This window comes from Pseudonocardia alni, from assembly GCF_002813375.1.
In the GTDB taxonomy this organism is placed as follows: domain Bacteria; phylum Actinomycetota; class Actinomycetes; order Mycobacteriales; family Pseudonocardiaceae; genus Pseudonocardia; species Pseudonocardia alni.
This window is the reverse complement of the sequence record NZ_PHUJ01000003.1, coordinates 5,598,889-5,615,966: the sequence shown is the minus strand read 5'-3', so window position 1 is coordinate 5,615,966 and position 17,078 is coordinate 5,598,889. Positions and strand designations below refer to the sequence as shown.

16 protein-coding genes and 1 tRNA gene are annotated in these 17,078 nt (G+C 75.4%); 5 read left to right on the top strand and 12 right to left on the bottom strand.

Going from position 1 to position 17,078, the window contains the following annotated elements; translation table 11 throughout:
- Positions 1 to 90 precede the first annotated feature (90 nt).
- The 7 genes from ATL51_RS27495 to ATL51_RS27470 all read right to left on the bottom strand — a co-directional run bounded on the left by ATL51_RS27495 (position 91) and on the right by ATL51_RS27470 (position 7,107).
- Positions 91 to 1,416: an ABC transporter substrate-binding protein gene (locus tag ATL51_RS27495; protein WP_100880375.1), complete on the bottom strand. Its 1,326-nt coding sequence runs from the start codon at positions 1,414 to 1,416 to the stop codon at positions 91 to 93.
- Between the two features lie 354 nt (positions 1,417 to 1,770).
- Positions 1,771 to 2,403, bottom strand: coding sequence for an ANTAR domain-containing response regulator (locus ATL51_RS27490; RefSeq protein ID WP_100880374.1), 633 nt, complete (start codon positions 2,401 to 2,403; stop codon positions 1,771 to 1,773).
- A 149-nt stretch (positions 2,404 to 2,552) separates the two neighbouring features.
- Positions 2,553 to 2,681 (bottom strand): hypothetical protein, encoded by a 129-nt coding sequence (locus tag ATL51_RS29650; protein ID WP_255497756.1) that lies wholly within the window; start codon positions 2,679 to 2,681, stop codon positions 2,553 to 2,555.
- Positions 2,682 to 2,975: 294 nt separating this feature from the next.
- A tRNA-Leu gene (locus ATL51_RS27485) sits at positions 2,976 to 3,052 on the bottom strand.
- A 73-nt stretch (positions 3,053 to 3,125) separates the two neighbouring features.
- Complete coding sequence (locus tag ATL51_RS27480; RefSeq protein WP_100880373.1) at positions 3,126 to 3,836, bottom strand: metallophosphoesterase; 711 nt, start codon at positions 3,834 to 3,836, stop codon at positions 3,126 to 3,128.
- Positions 3,833 to 4,993 carry a class I SAM-dependent RNA methyltransferase gene (locus ATL51_RS27475; RefSeq protein ID WP_100880981.1) on the bottom strand — a complete coding sequence of 387 codons (1,161 nt, stop codon included), beginning with the start codon at positions 4,991 to 4,993 and terminating at the stop codon, positions 3,833 to 3,835. Before ATL51_RS27475 ends, ATL51_RS27480 begins: the two co-directional genes overlap by 4 nt.
- Before the next feature lie 32 nt (positions 4,994 to 5,025).
- On the bottom strand, positions 5,026 to 7,107 hold the full coding sequence (locus tag ATL51_RS27470) for an APC family permease (RefSeq protein ID WP_167410063.1): 2,082 nt from the start codon (positions 7,105 to 7,107) through the stop codon (positions 5,026 to 5,028).
- Positions 7,108 to 7,245: 138 nt separating this feature from the next.
- Between ATL51_RS27470 and ATL51_RS27465 the strand changes: the two genes are divergently transcribed.
- Together ATL51_RS27465 and ATL51_RS27460 are read left to right on the top strand one after the other, a co-directional pair.
- Positions 7,246 to 7,908 carry a potassium channel family protein gene (locus ATL51_RS27465; protein WP_073576989.1) on the top strand — a complete coding sequence of 221 codons (663 nt, stop codon included), beginning with the start codon at positions 7,246 to 7,248 and terminating at the stop codon, positions 7,906 to 7,908.
- The gene (locus tag ATL51_RS27460) at positions 7,908 to 8,561 is read left to right on the top strand and encodes a potassium channel family protein (RefSeq protein ID WP_073576990.1); all 654 of its coding nucleotides are present in this window, start codon (positions 7,908 to 7,910) and stop codon (positions 8,559 to 8,561) included. Before ATL51_RS27465 ends, ATL51_RS27460 begins: the two co-directional genes overlap by 1 nt.
- A gap of 43 nt (positions 8,562 to 8,604) precedes the next feature.
- Here the strand turns inward: ATL51_RS27460 and ATL51_RS27455 are convergent, their stop codons facing one another.
- From ATL51_RS27455 to dut, 4 genes are all read right to left on the bottom strand, one after another.
- A complete protein-coding gene (locus tag ATL51_RS27455; RefSeq protein WP_100880372.1) occupies positions 8,605 to 9,384 on the bottom strand; it encodes a DUF3159 domain-containing protein in 780 nt (259 codons plus the stop codon).
- A gap of 48 nt (positions 9,385 to 9,432) precedes the next feature.
- A complete protein-coding gene (locus ATL51_RS27450) occupies positions 9,433 to 9,810 on the bottom strand; it encodes an OB-fold nucleic acid binding domain-containing protein (protein WP_020622832.1) in 378 nt (125 codons plus the stop codon).
- A 250-nt stretch (positions 9,811 to 10,060) separates the two neighbouring features.
- Positions 10,061 to 13,612 (bottom strand): DUF3710 domain-containing protein, encoded by a 3,552-nt coding sequence (locus ATL51_RS27445; protein ID WP_100880371.1) that lies wholly within the window; start codon positions 13,610 to 13,612, stop codon positions 10,061 to 10,063.
- Positions 13,613 to 14,128 carry a dUTP diphosphatase gene (gene dut / locus ATL51_RS27440; RefSeq protein ID WP_100880370.1) on the bottom strand — a complete coding sequence of 172 codons (516 nt, stop codon included), beginning with the start codon at positions 14,126 to 14,128 and terminating at the stop codon, positions 13,613 to 13,615.
- 25 nt (positions 14,129 to 14,153) lie between these two features.
- On the opposite strand from dut, the gene ATL51_RS27435 reads away from it, so the two are divergent.
- Complete coding sequence (locus ATL51_RS27435; RefSeq protein WP_073576993.1) at positions 14,154 to 14,651, top strand: DUF3093 domain-containing protein; 498 nt, start codon at positions 14,154 to 14,156, stop codon at positions 14,649 to 14,651.
- Positions 14,652 to 14,724: 73 nt separating this feature from the next.
- Here ATL51_RS27435 and ATL51_RS27430 read toward each other — a convergent pair whose 3' ends face one another.
- Positions 14,725 to 15,027: a DUF4193 domain-containing protein gene (locus tag ATL51_RS27430; RefSeq protein ID WP_010223990.1), complete on the bottom strand. Its 303-nt coding sequence runs from the start codon at positions 15,025 to 15,027 to the stop codon at positions 14,725 to 14,727.
- Positions 15,028 to 15,340: 313 nt separating this feature from the next.
- On the opposite strand from ATL51_RS27430, the gene ATL51_RS27425 reads away from it, so the two are divergent.
- The gene (locus tag ATL51_RS27425; RefSeq protein ID WP_100880369.1) at positions 15,341 to 16,426 is read left to right on the top strand and encodes a phosphotransferase family protein; all 1,086 of its coding nucleotides are present in this window, start codon (positions 15,341 to 15,343) and stop codon (positions 16,424 to 16,426) included.
- Positions 16,426 to 17,055, top strand: a complete 630-nt coding sequence (cei, locus tag ATL51_RS27420) for an envelope integrity protein Cei (RefSeq protein WP_301549221.1) — start codon at positions 16,426 to 16,428, stop codon at positions 17,053 to 17,055. The genes ATL51_RS27425 and cei overlap by 1 nt, the downstream gene beginning before the upstream one ends.
- The last annotated feature ends 23 nt before the right edge of the window (positions 17,056 to 17,078 follow it).

Below are 17,078 nucleotides of genomic sequence, written 5' to 3'. Positions count from 1 at the left end.
CCGCCGGTGGGGCCCGGCCGGTCCCGAGCACGACGAGGGGGCGGGCCGTGGCGGCCCGCCCCCTCGTGTCGGTGCGTGTGGTGCGGTGTGTCAGCCCTGGGCGCCGACCCGGACGTAGGTGGTCGCCGCCTCGTCGATCTGGTTCTGGCCGTTGAAGGTCTGGACCCCGTACGACCCGGAGCCCGGCTCACCGGCGTCGGTGAAGTCGAGCGTGCCGGTGGCGCCGTCGTAGTCGACGTCACCGCCCCGGTCGAGGATCGCCTTGCAGCCGGCGAAGTCGGTGCACTTCTCGCCGTCCTTGGTGATCCCGTTGATCTGGGTCGCGATGTCCGCACCGTTGGTCGACTTCGCGGCCTCGGCGGCCAGCGCCGAGACCAGGACGGCGTCGTAGGACTCCGCCGCGTAGTTGAAGTCGGTCAGGCTCGGGTCCTGCGCGGTGAGCCGCTGCCGGAAGTCGCCCGACAGCTCGGTGAGCGGCAGAGTGCCCTTCATCCCGTTCAGCAGGCCCGCGGGCAGTCCCTCGCCCAGGGCGTTGCCCATGTTGCCGTCGGTGCCGTACACGGCCTTCTGGGCCGGTCCGATCTGCACCTCGCTCATGCGCGACAGGATCCGCTTGGACTCGTCGAAGCCGATGACCGCGACGGAGTCCGGGTTGAACTGGGCGACCTGGTCGATCTCGGGGTTGAACGACGCCGCGTTCGGGTCGTAGATGATCTTGGTGATCTGGTCCTGCGGGATGCCGGCGGAGACCAGGTTGCGCTCGGCGCTGTCCGCCAGGCCCGAGCCGTACGGGTCGTTGCGGGCGAGCAGCGCGACCCGCTGGCCACCGTCGGAGGTGATCAGCTGCGCGAGCGCCTGCCCCTGCAGGACGTCCGGCGGCGCGGTCCGGAAGTACAGGCCGCGGTCCTGCCAGCAGGTGAACTCGTCGGAGGTGTTGGCCGGCGAGAACTGGACGACACCCGCACCGGTGATCTTGTCGATGACCAGCTTCGACACACCCGACGCGGCCGCACCGACGATGACCTGCGTCCCGGCGCTGAGCTGCCGGTCGACGGTCTGGTTCGCGATGTCGGTGGTGTCGTCACCCGAGTCACCGCGCAGGTGCTGGACCGGGTTGCCGAGGACTCCCCCGGCAGCATTGATCTCCTCGACCGCCACGTCCACCCCCGCGAACTCGGGCGGACCGAGGAACGCCAGGCTCCCGGTCTCCGGCAGCAGGGAGCCGATCTTCAGCGGCGCGGTGCCGGGATTGCCGGTGGCCTGTGCCTGCGGCGGGGTGCATGCCTGCCCCGCGGCGGCGGGCTCCTCCGAGCCGCCGGTGGCCCCGCCGGAACCGGTGTCCCCGCCACCGCATCCGGCCAGTACCAGCGACGCCGCCCCGGCGAGGGCGGCGAGTCGCCACGTCGTTCGCGTCATTCGAATCCCCTTCGGTTCTCCGCCCGCCCGAAGCAGCGCGGGAGGATGGCGGAAAAGTAGTACGCCCGAACCAGGAAAGGGGACACCGTCACCACTCGTGACAGGAATGTGATCCGCCGACACCAGCGTGACACAAGTGGATCTTTTCCGGTGCCCGGACGGGCACATTCGGTAACCGGAATGGTCTCGTGATGCATCGGAACGGTGGCACCGGCCCCGTCGACGGACCGTCGGCCGGCGGGGCCCGGCAGGGTGGCCCGCCGGCCGGCACGGACGACGCCGGCCCCGCCGCGCGGTGCGCGACGGGGCCGGAACGACGGTGCCGGGCGGCGGTGGTCGACCACCGCCTGTGTCTCAGGAGGACTTGGCCGGAGCCAGCCCCTCGACGACCGCCTCGGCGACGGCCTTCATGGTCGTCCGGCGGTCCATCGCGGTGCGCTGGATCCAGCGGAAGGCCTCCGGCTCGGACATCTTCTGTGCGGTCATGAGCAGGCCCTTGGCCCGGTCGACGACCTTGCGGGTCTCGAACCGCTCGTTGAGCGAGGCGACCTCGTCCTCGAGCGCCTTCTTCTCGGCGAACCGGGAGACGGCGAGCTCGATGGCCGGGACCAGCTCGTGCCGGGCGAACGGCTTGACCAGGTAGGCCATGGCGCCGGCGTCGCGGGCGCGCTCGATCAGCTCGCGCTGGCTGAACGCGGTCAGCATGACGACCGGCGCGATCTTCTCCTCGACGATGGTCGACGCCGCCTCGATGCCGTCCTTCTTGGGCATCTTGACGTCCATGATCACCAGGTCGGGCTTCAGCTCGCGGGCCTGGATGATGGCGGCCTCGCCGTCACCGGCCTCACCGGCGATGCGGTAGCCCTCCTCGGAGAGCATCTCGGCCAGGTCCATGCGGATCAGCGCCTCGTCCTCGACGACCAGCACCCGCCACCCGGGCTGCGGGCCGTCCTCGGCCGGCGTCTCTGCGGGAACGTTGTCGGTCACCGGAGAACTCCTTCATCGGTCAGTGGGGTGTCCGGATCGCCCAGGCTACCGGCGGTACGGGTGCACAGCCGAACCACTTCGGCCTTTCGTGTGCGGAAACACGCTCCGCCGGCCGCATTACCCGTCCGATCGGGCAGGGGCGGCGGTGCTCACGCCGCCGGGCCGAGCGCGGCGTCCGGCGCGGCGACGGCGTCACGTCGCGCGACCGACGGCGAGGTCGCGTGCGCCGGCCGGTGCGCGCTCCCCACCCGGTCCGGGGCCGCCTCGGCGAGCGGCATGACGGTCGTCGGAGGTGGTGCCGAGGAACCGGCGCGGAGTGGCGTACTCGCGCACGGAACCGTCGGACGGGCGGGCCCGGACACCGTTCGTGGCGCGGCAGCCGCCGGAAGGGGGCGGGTCGCGCAGGACGCGGTCGGGGCGGGCGCCGACGATGTGGCGCCGCCATTGCCGAGCAGGATCGGGCGGGTGTGCCCCAGCCCGTCCACCCGGAGGAACATGCAGGCCAGGAGGTGGGGGCACCCCGGGACGCGGGGCCCGCAGCCGTGGGCCGACACGTCTCTCAGATCGACGAATGGTGCCCCCGGTGGGATTCGAACCCACACTGTACGGTGTTTGAGACCGCTTTCTCTGCCAGTTGGAATACGAGGGCGAAAGCAATTCGCTGCATTCTGTTGTGAACCGATCCTAGCGGGTTCCGGGCAACCCGCGGCAGCCGACCCGCCTCACACCGGCCAGCTCAGGAACCGGCTGCGCGGCGGCCCGTCCCCGAGCACGTGCAGCACCCCACCCGGTGCCGGGACGGGGTCGCTCCCCCCGGTCCCGGGCACGTCCGGCCAGCGCAGGGCGGGCGCCACCGACGGGGCGACGACGAGCGGGTGCCCGGCGAACGTCGCCGCCAGCGGGGTGTGGACGTGCCCGCACACCACCAGCGTCGGGTCGCTGCGCGCGGCGAGCAGGGCCTCGAACACACCGGCCTCGAGCAGCCGCATCCCGTCGAGGACCGGGTGCCCGACCGCGACCGGCGGGTGGTGCAGGGCGACCAGCAGCGGCGCGGGATCCCGGACGGCCTCGGCGAGCAGGGCGACCGCGGCGTCGGACAGCGCGCCGTGCGGCGCCCCGGGGACGAGGGTGTCGAGCAGCGCGACGGTGGTCCCGCCGGTGCGGTGCAGCCGGTCGCCCACCGGTCCGACGGCGTCGGCCATCGCGGCGCGGTCGTCGTGGTTGCCGGGCACGTGCAGCGCGCCGAGGCCGTCGAGCAGCCGTGCGGCGGAGGAGTAGGCCTCGGGGGCGCCGTCGTCGGCGAGGTCGCCGGTGACGAGCACGACGTCCGGCGCCGGGTCCAGCGCCCGGACCCCCGCGACGGCGCGGGCGGCCCGGCCGTCGGTGTCCGGGTGGCCGAGGTGCAGGTCCGAGAGCTGGACGACGGTGGTCACCGCGGGATCCGCTCCAGCAGGGCGGCCGCCTCCATGTGGTGGGTCATCGGGAACGCGTCGAACGCCCGCAGCGCGGCGGTGCGGTACCCGGCGGCGGCGAACAGGGACAGGTCGCGGGCCAGCGCGGCCGGGTCGCAGGCGATGTGCACGATCCGCTGCGGGGCGCGGGCGGCGAGGTCGCGCACCGCGGCCTTCCCGAGCCCGGCGCGCGGCGGGTCGGTGACCACGACGTCGGGGTCGGGGCCGAGCCGGCTGATCTCGCGCTCGGCGCGGCCGCGGACGAACTGGACCTGCGGCAGGTCGGCGAGCGCGGAGGCGCCGTCGGCGACCGCGGACGCGGCGGACTCGACGACCAGCACGGTCCCCGACTCCCCCACCTGGTCGGCGAGGACCGAGCCGAGCAGCCCGACGCCGCCGTAGAGGTCCCAGGCGACGCCACCGGTGGGGGCGTCGGCCCAGTCGCGCACGACGGACGCGAGGGTGTCCGGCAGTGCCGGGTGGACCTGCCAGAACGTGCCGGCCGACAGCTCCCAGGTGCGGTCCGCGGCGTGCACGGTCGCGCCGGAGCCGACCCGGGCGGCGCCGTCGCCGACGACGGTGACGTCGAGCTCGGAGTCGGGCCGGAAGCGGCGCTCCAGCACCGGCGGCAGCGCACCCGCCGGGACGAGCGGGCAGTCTCCGATCTCGCACACGTCGTGGCTGCGGTGGGCGCGCAGGCCGGGGACGCCGTCGTCGTCGACGGCCAGCCGCACCCGGGTGCGCCAGCCGAGCGGACCGCCGGGGAGCTCCTCGACCTCGACGGCCGCGAGGTCGGCGGTGGCGACGACCGCGGCGCCGGCGCCGAGTCGCTCCAGCTGCTCGCGCAGGACCGTCGTCTTCAGGGCGCGCTGGGTGGCGTGGTCGGTGTGCTGGAAGTCGCAGCCGCCGCAGCCCCCGGGCCCGGCCCACGGGCAGGCGGGCTCGACCCGGTCCGGGGACGCCTCCAGCACGGCGACGGCGTCGGCGCGGCAGAACGCCCCGCCCGGGTCGTCGGTGACCACCGCGCGGACCAGCTCACCGGGCAGTGCGTGCCGGACGAACACGACCCGGCCACCGTCCCCGTCGCGGGCCACGCAGTGGCCGCCGTGCGCGACGGGGCCGACCCGCAGCTCCAGCATGCGGTCGGTCCAGTCGGTCGCCGTGTCGGCGTTCACCGGTTCTCCTTCTTCGTCACCCGGGGCGCGGACGGGGTGCCGCCACCCGTCCCGACGCCCGCGCCGTCGCGGCGTTCGCCGGGTAGCTGCTCCATGCCCGGGTAGCCGCGCCGGGACGCCCCCGGCGCCTGCAGCGGCGACAGCGCCCGTGTGCGCGACGACGACGGCAGCTGCCACGGCACGCTGGTCACCATCACCCCCGGCTGGAACAGCAGCCTCGACTTGAGCCGCAGCGCGCTCTGGTTGTGCAGCACCTGCTCCCACCAGTGTCCGACGACGTACTCCGGGATGTAGACGGTGACGACGTTGCGCGGGGAGTCGCTGCGGATGCGCTTGACGTAGTCCAGCACGGGCCGGGTGATCTCCCGGTAGGGCGACTCGACGACCTTCAGCGGGACCGGCAGGCTCCGCTTGTGCCACTGCTCGACGAGCTTCTTGGTCTCGGAGTCGTCGACGTTGACGGTGACCGCCTCGAGGATGTCCGGGCGGGTCGCGCGGGCGTAGGCCAGCGCCCGCAGGGTCGGCTTGTGCAGCGTCGAGACCAGGACGACGGCGTGGTTGCGCGAGGGCAGGACGTCGTCGGACTCGTCGGCGACCAGCGCGGCGGCGACCCGGTCGTAGTGGAGCTGGATCATCCGCATCAGCACGAAGAACCCGCCCATCGCGACGATCGCGATCCAGGCGCCGAGGGCGAACTTCGTGACGAGCACCGTGACCAGCACGACGCCGGTCATGCAGGCGCCGAACCCGTTGATCGACTGGGCGCGGCGCATCCGGCGGCGTTCGGACGCCGAGGGGTCCAGCGCGAGCTCCCGGTTCCAGTGCCGGACCATCCCGGCCTGGGACAGCGTGAACGACACGAACACGCCGACGGTGTAGAGCGGGATGAGCCGGGTGACCTCGGCCTGGAAGCCGACGACCAGCAGGATCGCGAACAGCGCGAGCGCGACGATGCCGTTGGAGAACGCGAGCCGGTCGCCCCGGGTGTGCAGCTGACGGGGCAGGTAGCGGTCCTGGGACAGGATCGAGCCCAGCACCGGGAAGCCGTTGAACGCGGTGTTCGCGGCGAGGACCAGGATCAGCGCCGTCATCACGATGACGAAGAAGTAGCCCGGCGGGAAGTTGTCGAACACGGCGTCGGCGAGCTGGGCGATCATGGTGTGCTGCTCGTAGCCGGGCGGCGCGTCGGGGAACTGGCGGGCCGGGTCCTCGGCGATCTGGACGTGGGTGAGCTGGGCCAGGGCGATCAGCCCCATGAACAGCGACACCGACATCACGCCGAGCAGCAGCAGCGTGGTGGCCGCGTTCCTCGACTTCGGCTTGCGGAAGGCGGGCACCCCGTTGGAGATCGCCTCGACACCGGTCAGCGCGGCGGCGCCCTGGGTGAAGCTGCGCAGCACGAGCAGCACGAGCGCCAGGCCGGTGAACGCGTCGCCCTCGGCGACCAGGCGCAGGTCGGCACTCTCCGCCCGCACGGAGTCGCCGAGGATCAGCACCCGGGTCAGGCCCCAGATGATCATCGTCGCGACGCCGATGACGAAGGCGTAGACCGGGATCGCGAAGGCCGCGCCGGACTCGCGGATGCCGCGCAGGTTGATCGCGGTCAGCACGACGATCGCCGACACCGCGAACAGCACCTTGTGCTCGGCGACGAACGGCACCAGCGCACCGATGTTGGCCGCGGCCGCGGAGATCGAGACGGCGACGGTGAGGGTGTAGTCGACGAGCAGGGCGCTGGCGACGGTCAGTCCGGCGTTCTTGCCGAGGTTCACCGTCGCGACCTCGTAGTCGCCCCCGCCGGAGGGATAGGCGCGGACGTTCTGCCGGTAGCTGGCCACGACCGTCAGCAGGACGACGACGACCGCGAGACCGATCCACGGCGACATCGCGTACGAGGCGACACCGGCGACCGACAGGGTCAGGAAGATCTCCTCGGGGGCGTAGGCGACCGACGACATGGCGTCGGAGGCGAACACGGGGAGGGCGATCCGCTTGGGGAGCAGGGTGCTGGTCAGGCGGTCGCTGCGCTGCGGTCGTCCGACCACGAGCCGCTTGAGAGCGACGGCGAGCTTGGACACGGGGCGCAGCCTATGCCCCCGCTCCGCTGCGCTTCGCGATAGCGTTCACTCCGCGTCGTCGGCGTCCGCGTCGCCGCGTACAGAAGGAACGAATCGTACATCCCGGGCCCCCCACCCGGCGGAAGGACCCCTGACGCCATGCACGTCGTGATCATGGGATGTGGCCGCGTCGGCGCGTCCCTGGCCTCGGGCCTGGAGCGGCTCGGCCACGAGGTCGCGGTGATCGACCGCGACCCGCAGGCCTTCCGCAGGCTCGGCCCGGACTTCCGCGGGCGCCAGGTCGTCGGTTTCGGCTTCCACCGCAGCGTCCTCGACGAGGCCGGGCTGGAGTCCGCCGACGCGTTCGCCGCCGTCTCCTCCGGGGACAACTCCAACATCATCGCCGCCCGGGTGGCGCGCGAGAGCTACGGCGTCGGCAAGGTCGTCGCCCGGATCTACGACGCCAAGCGCGCCGCGGTGTACGAGCGTCTGGGCATCCCGACGGTCGCGACCGTCCCGTGGACGACCGACCGGCTGCTGCGCATGCTCCTGCCCGACGGCGTCGCCACCGCCTGGCGCGAGCCGACCGGCACCGTGGCCGTCCTGCCGCTGCCGCTGCACGAGGACTGGGTGGGGCGCCCGATCCGGGACCTGGAGCGGGCGACGAACTCGCGGGTCGCGTTCATCGTGCGGTTCGGCACCGGGGTGCTGCCGACCAAGGACACCACCGTGCAGCACGAGGACACCGTCTACGTGGCGGCGGTCTCGGGCACGGTCAGCGACGTGACGGCGGCCGCCGCGGCGCCGCCCGAGGAGGACTGATGCGGGTCGCGATCGCGGGGGCGGGCGCCGTCGGGCGGTCCATCGCGCTGGAGCTGGTCGAGTCCGACCACCGGGTCATGCTGATCGAGCGCGAGCTGACCCACATCGACCCGAACGCCGTCCCCGAGGCCGAGTGGGTGCACGCCGACGCCTGCGAGCTGTCCTCGCTGGAGGACGCCGGCATCGAGGGCTGCGACGTCGTGATCGCCGCGACCGGCGACGACAAGGTCAATCTGGTGGTCTCGCTGCTGGCGAAGACCGAGTTCGGGGTCCGCCGGGTGGTGGCACGGGTGAACGACCCGCGCAACGAGTGGCTGTTCGGGGAGAACTGGGGCGTCGACGTCGCGGTGTCGACGCCGCGGCTGCTGGCGGCGCTGGTCGAGGAGGCCGTCGCCGTGGGTGACCTGGTGCGGTTGCTGACGTTGCGCCAGGGGCAGGCGAACCTCGTCGAGGTGACGCTGCCCGAGGACACCCCGCTGGCCGGGCGGCCGGTGCGGGTGCTGGAGCTGCCGACGGACTCGGCGCTGGTGACGATCCTGCGCGGCGGCCGGGTGATCGTGCCCCAGCCCGACGACGCCCTGGAGGGCGGCGACGAGCTGCTGTTCGTGGCGACGACGGCGGTCGAGGAGGACATCCGCGCCGCCCTCATGTGACCCTGCCCGGCACCGGCGCGCGGACGTCGCGCGCCGGTGCGGGTCAGGCGGTCGCGGTGCGGGCGCGCTCGGCGCGCCGCACGATGAGGATCGTGGCCAGGATCGCGACCCCGGTGAGCGGGTAGCCCATCGCGAGCCGCGCGACGCCCAGCCAGGTCTCGGAGTCGGCCAGGTACAGCCCGCCCTGCACGACGACCTTCGCGAGGAAGGTCGTCGCCCACACCGCGGTGGCCCAGCCGTAGGCGCGGACCAGGTGGGGGTCCCGGCGCCACTCGGTGCCGTGTCCGTTGATGCTGTGCCAGATCACCCCGGCCAGCGGCCAGCGGACGATGATCGAGACCAGTGCGACGATCCCGAGGGCGCCGCTGTAGAGCAGACCGGGCAGGTAGAAGCCGCGGGCCTCGCCGGTCCGGCTCGCGACGAGCGCGCACACCCCGACGCCGAGCAGGCCGGAGATCGCCGGCATCACCGGGTCGCGCCGGACGAGGCGCCATAGCAGCACCAGCGCCCCGGCGCCGATCGCGGCGTACAGCGCGGTCCGCAGGTCGCCGAGGATGTTGGCGACGACGAACACCACGACCGGGATCGTCGAGGCGACGATCCCGGTGACCCCGCCCATCTGCTCGAGCAGGGTGGGGGTCGGAGCCTCGCCGCCCGCGTCCGTCGCCGGTGGCCCCGCGGGGCCGGTCCGGTCCGGGCCGGGCCCGGCGGCGTGTTCCGGTGCCGCCACCGGCCTGCCGAGTGGCGCGGTCCGGTCCTGCGGGTCCACGTCGGGGACACGCGGGATCCGGGTGGTCGGGGCGTCGTGGTGGTGGTCGTTCAAGCCGGTCCGATCCGTCGGCTCAGGAGCAGACCGCGAGGGTCCCGCGGGTCACTGCGCCTGGCAGATCTCGTAGTACGGGTTGTAGAGCACCTTGCGACCGTCGCGGACCGAGATCCGGCCACGGACCCGCATGGTGCGCCCGGCCTCGATACCGGGGATGCTGCGCCGGCCCATCCAGACCAGGGTGACACCGTCGGTGCCGTCGAACAGCTCGGCCTTCAGCGTGGCGTCGGCGCTCTGCGGACAGAGGTCGACGCTGCGGATCCGGCCGAGCATCGTGACCTCCTCGCCGCAGGCGCAGTCGCGGGCCGGGCGTGCCCCGGTCTCCTCGACGTCCTCGGCGAGATCGCGCGCGTCGAGCTCGTCGACGTCGCTGGTGAGTTTGCGGAGCATCCGGCGGAACGCTCCGCCATCCGTGCTGCCCATGTCTCTCCTCGGCCCGCATCCGGTACCGGCCCGGGGTCACCGGACCCTCCGGTGACCCGCACTCGCGTGGCGACCCGACAGGGTGTCGTGGTGGCCCCGAGAGCCTAACGCGCGGACGCTCCGGTTTGTGCCCGTGGCGGCCCTGACCTCCCGGTCACCGCCCCGCCGACCGGTTCCCGGGCCGCGCCCGGTGGTCGGCGGGCAGGCGCGGGCCGGGCGTACCGGACACCCGCGCCCACCGCGCTGCCGCTCAGTCCCGGCGGTGCCGTCCGAGGTCGCGGGGACCGGTGCCGCCCGCGCGCCGACCGGACGACCACTGGCCGGTGAGCCCGGACCCGCCCGCGGCACGGCCGGCGTCGAGCGCGTCGGGGACCTCGTCGGTGTCGTCGTCCGCGGTGCCGGTGCGGGCCGGGTCCGCGTCCGCGGGGTCCTCGGCGGCGCGGGCCGCGGCCCGTCCGGCGGCGGCCCGGCTGGCCCGGTAGTCGGCCAGGCCGGTGACGCCGCCGTGCCCGTTGGCACGGTCGGCCCCCCGCCCGTCGGCGTCGGGTCCGCGGTCGGCCGACGCGCTGCGGAGCAGGTCCTGCAGGGCGCTGCGTGCCTCGTCGGCCGAGGTGGGACCGCCTCCGTGCCAGGGGCGGCCCGCGTCGCCCGCGGCCCGGAACAGGTCGTCCCCGCCCGGGCCCGGCACGGCCCGGCCGTTCGTGCCCGATTCCGCCCGGTCGTCCGTTCCACGGTCGGACGGGCCCGGCGATGCGGGGCCCGTCACCGTGGGGTTCGGCGACGCGGGATTCGGCGACGCAGAGCTGGGTGATGCAGGGGCCGCTTCGGTGCGGTGTCCCACACCGGTCCTCCGGTCCTCGTCGGCGTCCGCGCCGAGCGGTGCGGAACCGGCGAGCGCGGAACCGGCGAGTGCGGGACCCGCGGGCGCGGGACCCGCGGTGCCGCTCCCGGCGTCGGGGACGGCGTCGGGTTCGCGGCGTCGTCCCCCGCCCGCGGGGGCGTCGAGGGCGACGGCGGCGAGCAGGTCGGCCACCGAGGTGCCCGCCCCCGCTCCGTGCCGGCCGGAGCGGCGGCTGGCGGCGATCTCGGCGGACAGCCAGCCGTCGTCGTCCGGGGTGGGGTCGGCGGGTGCCGTGTGGCCGGGCGCGTCCGCGGTGGGGCGGGCGCCCCGCCGACGACGGGTCGCCGCGGGCGCGGCGGGCTCCGGCGGGGCCGGGAGCCGGTCGAGCGTGGCCTCCATCAGCGGCACGTCCGACAGCGGAATGTCCTCGATGGCCCCGGTGGGCTGCGCCGCCGGTTCGGGGGTGGCGGCCGGGGTGTCCCGGGTGCGCCCGGCGAGCAGGTCCGCGGCGTCGACACGGGTGGCGTCGGCCGCGCGGTCACGCCGGGAGCGCCGGCCCGCCCCACCGGTGCCCGGTACGGCCGTGCCCGCGGCACCGCCGGCGGTGGTCGCGCTGCCACGGGTCTCGCGCCCGTCCGCGGCGTCACCGTCCCCGAGGCCGGTACCGGTCCCGATGTCGGTACTGCCGCCGAGGGCCGGGCCGACACCGGGAGCCGTGCCGGGGTCGAGAGCCGTACGGCCGTCGAGGGCGGTGCCGGACAGGGGGGCGCCGTCGTCGAGGGCGGGGGCCGGCACGGGGGTGCCGGTGTCCAGGATGTCGCCGGCCGACGCGCCCCGGCCGAAACCGGCGAGCGGGGTCGCGGACCGGTCCTCCTCGGCGCCCGCGAGCAGGTCGGCGACCGACAGCGTGGTCACCGCCGGGTCCCGGCGGGCCGGGGGCTCCACCGGCTCGGGCTCGACGGCCCGGACCGGGGCGGCTGCGGACGGCGCCGGGTCCGGTGCGTGCAGCGGCGCCGGGGCGTGGGTCGACGCGCGGCCGGGCAGCGGGCGCGCACCGGTGTCGGCCCCGGGCCGGACCGGGCCGGCCGCGGGCGCGACGCCACCCGCCGTCGGGATCGCGCCGGTCGGGCTCGCGCTGCCGGGGACGCCCCCGGCCGGGGCGGCACCGGCCGGGGCGCCGCCGAGCCGGTTCGCGCCGGTCCGGTCGGGCCGGGCCGGACGTCCGCGACGGCGGCCGGGCCGCGCCTCGGGCCCGGGGGTGACCAGCGGGCCGCCGGTCAGCGCGGTGCGCTCGGCGGGCGACTCGTCGGCGCGGACGGCGGGGGTGAGCTCCGTGCGCTCCGCGGGCAGCTCTGCCGGAGCCGCCGCGGCTGGGCGGCGGACCTGCGGCAACGCGCGGGTGCGCGGGTCGGCGTCCTCGACCGACGGGCGGGGCCCCCTCGGCCCCGCGGCGGGCTGCGTGGCCGGTGCCGGGGAGGCGGCGGCGGGCGCGGCGCGGCGCGGACGTGCCGGTCGGGCGGGCTCGACCGGCGTCGCCGGTTCCGCGGAGGCGGCGGCCGGCACCGGGCGGGCGCCGGTCGCCGGGCCGGACGGCACCGGGGTCGCGCCGGTGGTTCCCGACGGCACCGGGGTCGCCCCCGTCGCGCCGGTGGGGGCCGGGACGGAGACGGTGATGCTGGGCTTCTGGGGCCCGACCTCGGGCTGCTGCTCGCGCAGGTGCTCGGGCAGCTCCAGCGGCAGGACCGTCCGCGGCGGGTACGGCGACTTCCCGCGGACGACGATGATCCCCCGCAGCACGCGGCGGAGCTCCACGTCGAGGGCCTCGACGGTCTCCAGCGACGCCGTCGCCACGCCGTAGACCATCCAGCGCGGGCCGTCGCAGCCGACGAACACCGAGGCGGCGTTCTCGGTGCGGGCATGGAGTTCGCGGCCCCAGTCGCCGCGGGCGTTGCGCACCCGGGCGCCGCCCTTGCGCAGGGACTGCTCGATCTCCGCGGACAGGTCCGCCCACAGACCGGACGACCGTGGCGCGGCCAGCGCGCTCACCGCGATCCGGCCCTCGGCCAGCAGCAGGTGCACGGCCTGGGGGCGCTCGGCACCCGCGGGCTCCAGCTTCAGCTCGGCGCCGTAGGGCACCGGGACCTGCAGGGCACCGAGGTCGACGCGGGCGAGCGCGTCGGTCATCGACGGGTCGAGCTCCTCGACGTCGGCCGGGCCCAGTGGGCGGCCGCCGCTGCCGGGCGGCGGGACCGAGAGCGGGGCGTCGCCGACTCCGTACTCGTCCTCGTCGTACTCGTCCTCGTCGTCGTAGTCGTAGTCGTCGTCCTCCTCGTCGTCGAGGTCGTCGGAGGGCGGCGCGGAGCGGCGCCGGCCCCAGGACGGGTCGTCGGGGTCGCCGCCGTCGAAGCCCTGCGGGGTGCGGTCGCGGGCGTAGGCGAGCTCGTCGTCCTCGGCCCGGTGCGACAGCAGCGGCGGCTCCTCGTCGTCCCAGCGGCCGTCGGGGGCGACCCGGTCGTCGTGCCCGGCGGGTGCGGGGCCGGGCAGGCGCCCGGAGGCGCCGGGGGCCGGGGGACCGCCGGTGGTGTCGCGACCGACCGCGCGCACCGCCGTCGTCGCCGCGGCGGAGCCGTCGGGGGCGGGGACGGCACCGGTCCGCGGGCCGGCCGGGCGGCCGTTCCCCGGTACCGGGCGGCCGGCGGCGGGTACGGGGCCGTTGCGCCCCGGCGCGGGCGGCCTGCCGTTCGGCGCACCGGGTCCGGAGCCGTTGCGCGGGGCCGCGCCGTTCACCGGCGGCGCCCCGCGACGGACGTCCTGCTCGGCGTAGTGGTCGGCGTAGTCGTCGAAGTCGTCGATGTCGGAGTCGCCGTAGCCGGGATAGCCCGGATAGGCACCCGTCCCGGTGTCCTCGACCCCGTCCTCGGGACGGATGTCGAACATCCGACCGCGTGCGCGTCCCGGCATCTACTGGTCCCCTCCCCCGGCGACGAGCGCGGCGTTCCCGCCGGTCGAGCCGTGACCGGCGGCGCCGCGTACCGACGCGGGCAGCGCGGTGACCTCCACGAACCGGGCCGTCTCGACCCGCTGCACCACCAGCTGCGCGATGCGGTCCCCCCGGCGCAGCTCCACCGGCGTGTCCGGGTCGGTGTTGACCAGGCACACCGTGATCTCGCCCCGGTACCCGGCGTCCACGGTGCCGGGCGCGTTGACGATCGACAACCCGCAGCGGGCCGCGAGGCCGGACCGCGGGTGCACGAACCCGGCGTAGCCCTCGGGCAGCGCGATCGCCACCCCGGTCCCGACGAGCGCCCGGCGCCCGGGCAGGAGGACCACGTCGGTGGTCGTCACGAGGTCGGCCCCGGCGTCCCCGGGCCGCGCGTACGCGGGGTGGGGGACGTCGGGGTCGAGCCGCGTCAGCAGGACGTCGACGGACGCTGCTGCCGGCGGCTGGTCCGGGGGAGCGGGCACGGAACCGGGCACGGCGGGCGACGCTACCCTGGGCCTCGTGAGCGAACGGGTTCCGGAGACCGACTCTGCGACGGCTGGCCCTGCTGCGTTCGACGAGCGGTTGTCCGTCCCGGTGTGGTGGTACCTGCTCGCCGTCGGGCTCGGTGTCCTGATGGGCGCGCAGATCCACATGGGCTATCCCGGCCTGCGGGCGTGGCTGGGCTATCTGGTCATGGTGCCGCTGTGCGTCGGCGTCCTGTGGTGGATGGGCCGCAGCCGCACCACCGTCCGCGACGGCGTGCTGATCTCGAACGGCCGGGAGCTGCCGCTGTCCGCGGCCGGGGTCACCGACACCGTCGCGCGCGCCGACAAGCAGCAGGCGATGGGCCCCGACCTCGACCCGCAGGCCTACGTGCTGCACCGGGCGTGGGTGGGGCCGCTGGTGCGGGTCCAGGCGACCGGCCGCGACGAGCCCTACTGGGTGCTCAGCACGCGCCGTCCCGACGCGCTGCGGGCGGCGATCGCCGCGCAGGCGCCGCACCCCCAGCAGAGCTGACCCCGCGGACACACGACGGGCCCCGGCGGAATCCGCCGGGGCCCGTCGTCGTGGTCCCGCAGTGCGGGCCCGGTCAGGCCGCGCAGTCGCGGCAGAGGAACTGCCCGCCCGAGGTGCTGGCGAGACGGCTCCGGTGGTGCACCAGGAAGCAGCTCGCACAGGTGAACTCGTCCGCCTGCTTCGGCAGGACGTTCACCGTCAGCTCCTCGCCCGACAGGTCCGCGCCCGGGAGCTCGTAGCTCTCCGCGGTGTCGGTCTCCTCGACGTCGACGACCGCGGACTGCGCCTCGTTGCGGCGCTGCTTGAGCTCGTCGAGCGAGTCCTCGGCCATCTCGTCGGCCTCATTGCGACGTGGGGCGTCGTAGTCGGTCGCCATCAGGTCTCACCCTTGCCTTACGTCCGTGCTGCTCGATTCGGCCCTCGAACAGCGGTACTTCGCATCGGTTGGTCGTCGCGTGCCGCTGAGGAACGTCGCGGGAAGCGGGTTTGTGCCCGGCTCCCGGAGTGACGCCGGTCTCACCTTCCCCGCAGGTCCGGGTGGCTCGTCCGTCGCGCGTCCTGTCGCGGCCGGTCCGGCACCGGCGGCGGGGAGGGTAGCCCAGCGTCCGGCGGGCGTCGCGGCGAGTCCCCCGATCACGCCGGGTGTCGCCCGGGCGCGGGCGCCGCCGGGCGCACTAGTGTCGCCCGGTGTGACGACGAGCGCCCGCACGCCCACGCCCGGTGCCGACCCCGCCACCGTCGGCGCGTGGCTGTCCACGGCCCTCGGCGACGAACGGTGGCGCGAGGCGCAGCTCACCTCGATCGGCGCCGGGCGGTCCAACCTGACCTACCGGGTCTCCTCCCCCGCCGGCGCCGTCGTGCTGCGTCGTCCGCCGGTCGGCGAGGTCGCCGCGACCGCCCACGACATGGGCCGCGAGCAGCGCGTGATCTCCGCTCTCGGGCCGAGCGCCGTGCCCGTCCCCGCGGTGCTGGCCGCCGACGACGGCGACGTGCTCGGCGCCCCCTGCTTCGTGATGGAGCTCGTCGACGGCGTCGTGCCGCTCGACGACCTGCCCGAGGGCTGGGCGTCCACCGAGGCGCAGCGCCGCGCCGCGGGCGACGCGCTGGTGGACGTGCTGGCCGCGCTGCACGCCGTCGACCCGGCCGCGGCGGGGCTGGGTGACTTCGGTCGCCCGGACGGCTTCATGGAGCGCCAGATCCGGCGCTGGGGCACGCAGTGGGCCGCCGCCCGCGACGGCGACGACCCCGTCCCCGTCGACGCCGACGAGGAGTCCGAGCTCACCCGGCTGTCCGAGCGGCTGGCCGCCGACGTCCCCGCCGCGCAGCGGCACACCGTCGTGCACGGTGACTACCGGCTCGACAACTGCGTGTTCGACGCCGAGGACCCCGGCCGTATCCGCGCGGTGCTGGACTGGGAGATGTCCACCCTCGGCGACCCGCTGGCCGACCTCGGGCTGCTGCTCGTCTACTGGAAGCAGGACGGCGACGACGCCGTCTGGTCCGCGGCCCAGCCGCTGCCGAGCCCGACCGGCCTGCCCGGCTTCCCGACGCGGCGCGAGCTCGTCGGGGGCTACACCGCGCGCACCGGCCTCGACGCCGGCCCGCTGCCCTGGTACGTCGGGTTCGGCGCGTTCAAGCTGGCCGTCGTGCTCGCCGGGATCCTGGCCCGGGTCCGGGCCGGGTCGGTGCCCGAGGAGATGGCCGAGGGCCTCGACGGGTCGGTCGGCCCGCTCGTCGCGCTGGGGCACCACGTCCTGGACGGAGGGTCGTTCTGATGCTTCCCACCCGTACCCGCGGCGACCGTCCCTACGAGCGGCGCCGGTCCCGCCCCATCCTGGTCACCACCGCGCTGCTGGCCGTGCTGGCCGTGGCCACGTGGGCGGTCGTGCTGGGCACCGCCTCGGACGGCTCGGCGTCGACGAACTGCCCGGCGCCGTCGTCGGGGACCCTGGCGGGCTCCGAGATCGATCGGGCCGAGCTCGACTCCGCCGCCCCCACCGCCCCGGACGACGTCCGTTTCCAGGTCCTCAACGCCGGCGGGCAGCGCGGGCAGGCGAACCTGGTCTCGGCCGAGCTGAAGGACCTGCAGTTCGGCGAGGCCGGTACGCCGGGCAACGACCCCGCGTTCCCGGAGGGGGACCTGGACTGCATCGGGCAGGTGCGCTTCGGTCCGGCCGGTACGGCGTCGGCGTCGACGCTGGCGCTCGCGCTGCCGTGCGTCGAGCTGATCCGCGACGACCGGCAGGGCGCGGTGGTCGACGTCGTCGTCGGGTCGGCGTTCACCGACGTCGCACCGGGCCGCGCGGCCCGCGACGTGCTGGACCAGCTGTCCGCGCCGGGGACCGAGGGCGGTCCGCGCGCGGACCCGGGCCTGCTGGCCCAGGCCCGCGCCGCGGTCTGCTGAGCCGCGACCGTCCGGGCGGGGGG

What these genes read in the sequence shown, in the direction of transcription:
- ATL51_RS27460 (WP_073576990.1), top strand. Translation starts at nt 7,908, where the DNA reads ATGCGGGTCGCGATCGCGGGGGCGGGCGCCGTCGGGCGGTCCATCGCG.
- ATL51_RS27475 (WP_100880981.1), bottom strand. Translation starts at nt 4,993, where the DNA reads ATGCTGGAGCTGCGGGTCGGCCCCGTCGCGCACGGCGGCCACTGCGTG.
- ATL51_RS27495 (WP_100880375.1), bottom strand. Translation starts at nt 1,416, where the DNA reads ATGACGCGAACGACGTGGCGACTCGCCGCCCTCGCCGGGGCGGCGTCG.
- ATL51_RS27450 (WP_020622832.1), bottom strand. Translation starts at nt 9,810, where the DNA reads ATGGGCAGCACGGATGGCGGAGCGTTCCGCCGGATGCTCCGCAAACTC.
- ATL51_RS27445 (WP_100880371.1), bottom strand. Translation starts at nt 13,612, where the DNA reads ATGCCGGGACGCGCACGCGGTCGGATGTTCGACATCCGTCCCGAGGAC.
- ATL51_RS29650 (WP_255497756.1), bottom strand. Translation starts at nt 2,681, where the DNA reads ATGCCGCTCGCCGAGGCGGCCCCGGACCGGGTGGGGAGCGCGCACCGG.
- ATL51_RS27430 (WP_010223990.1), bottom strand. Translation starts at nt 15,027, where the DNA reads ATGGCGACCGACTACGACGCCCCACGTCGCAATGAGGCCGACGAGATG.
- cei (WP_301549221.1), top strand. Translation starts at nt 16,426, where the DNA reads ATGCTTCCCACCCGTACCCGCGGCGACCGTCCCTACGAGCGGCGCCGG.
- ATL51_RS27465 (WP_073576989.1), top strand. Translation starts at nt 7,246, where the DNA reads ATGCACGTCGTGATCATGGGATGTGGCCGCGTCGGCGCGTCCCTGGCC.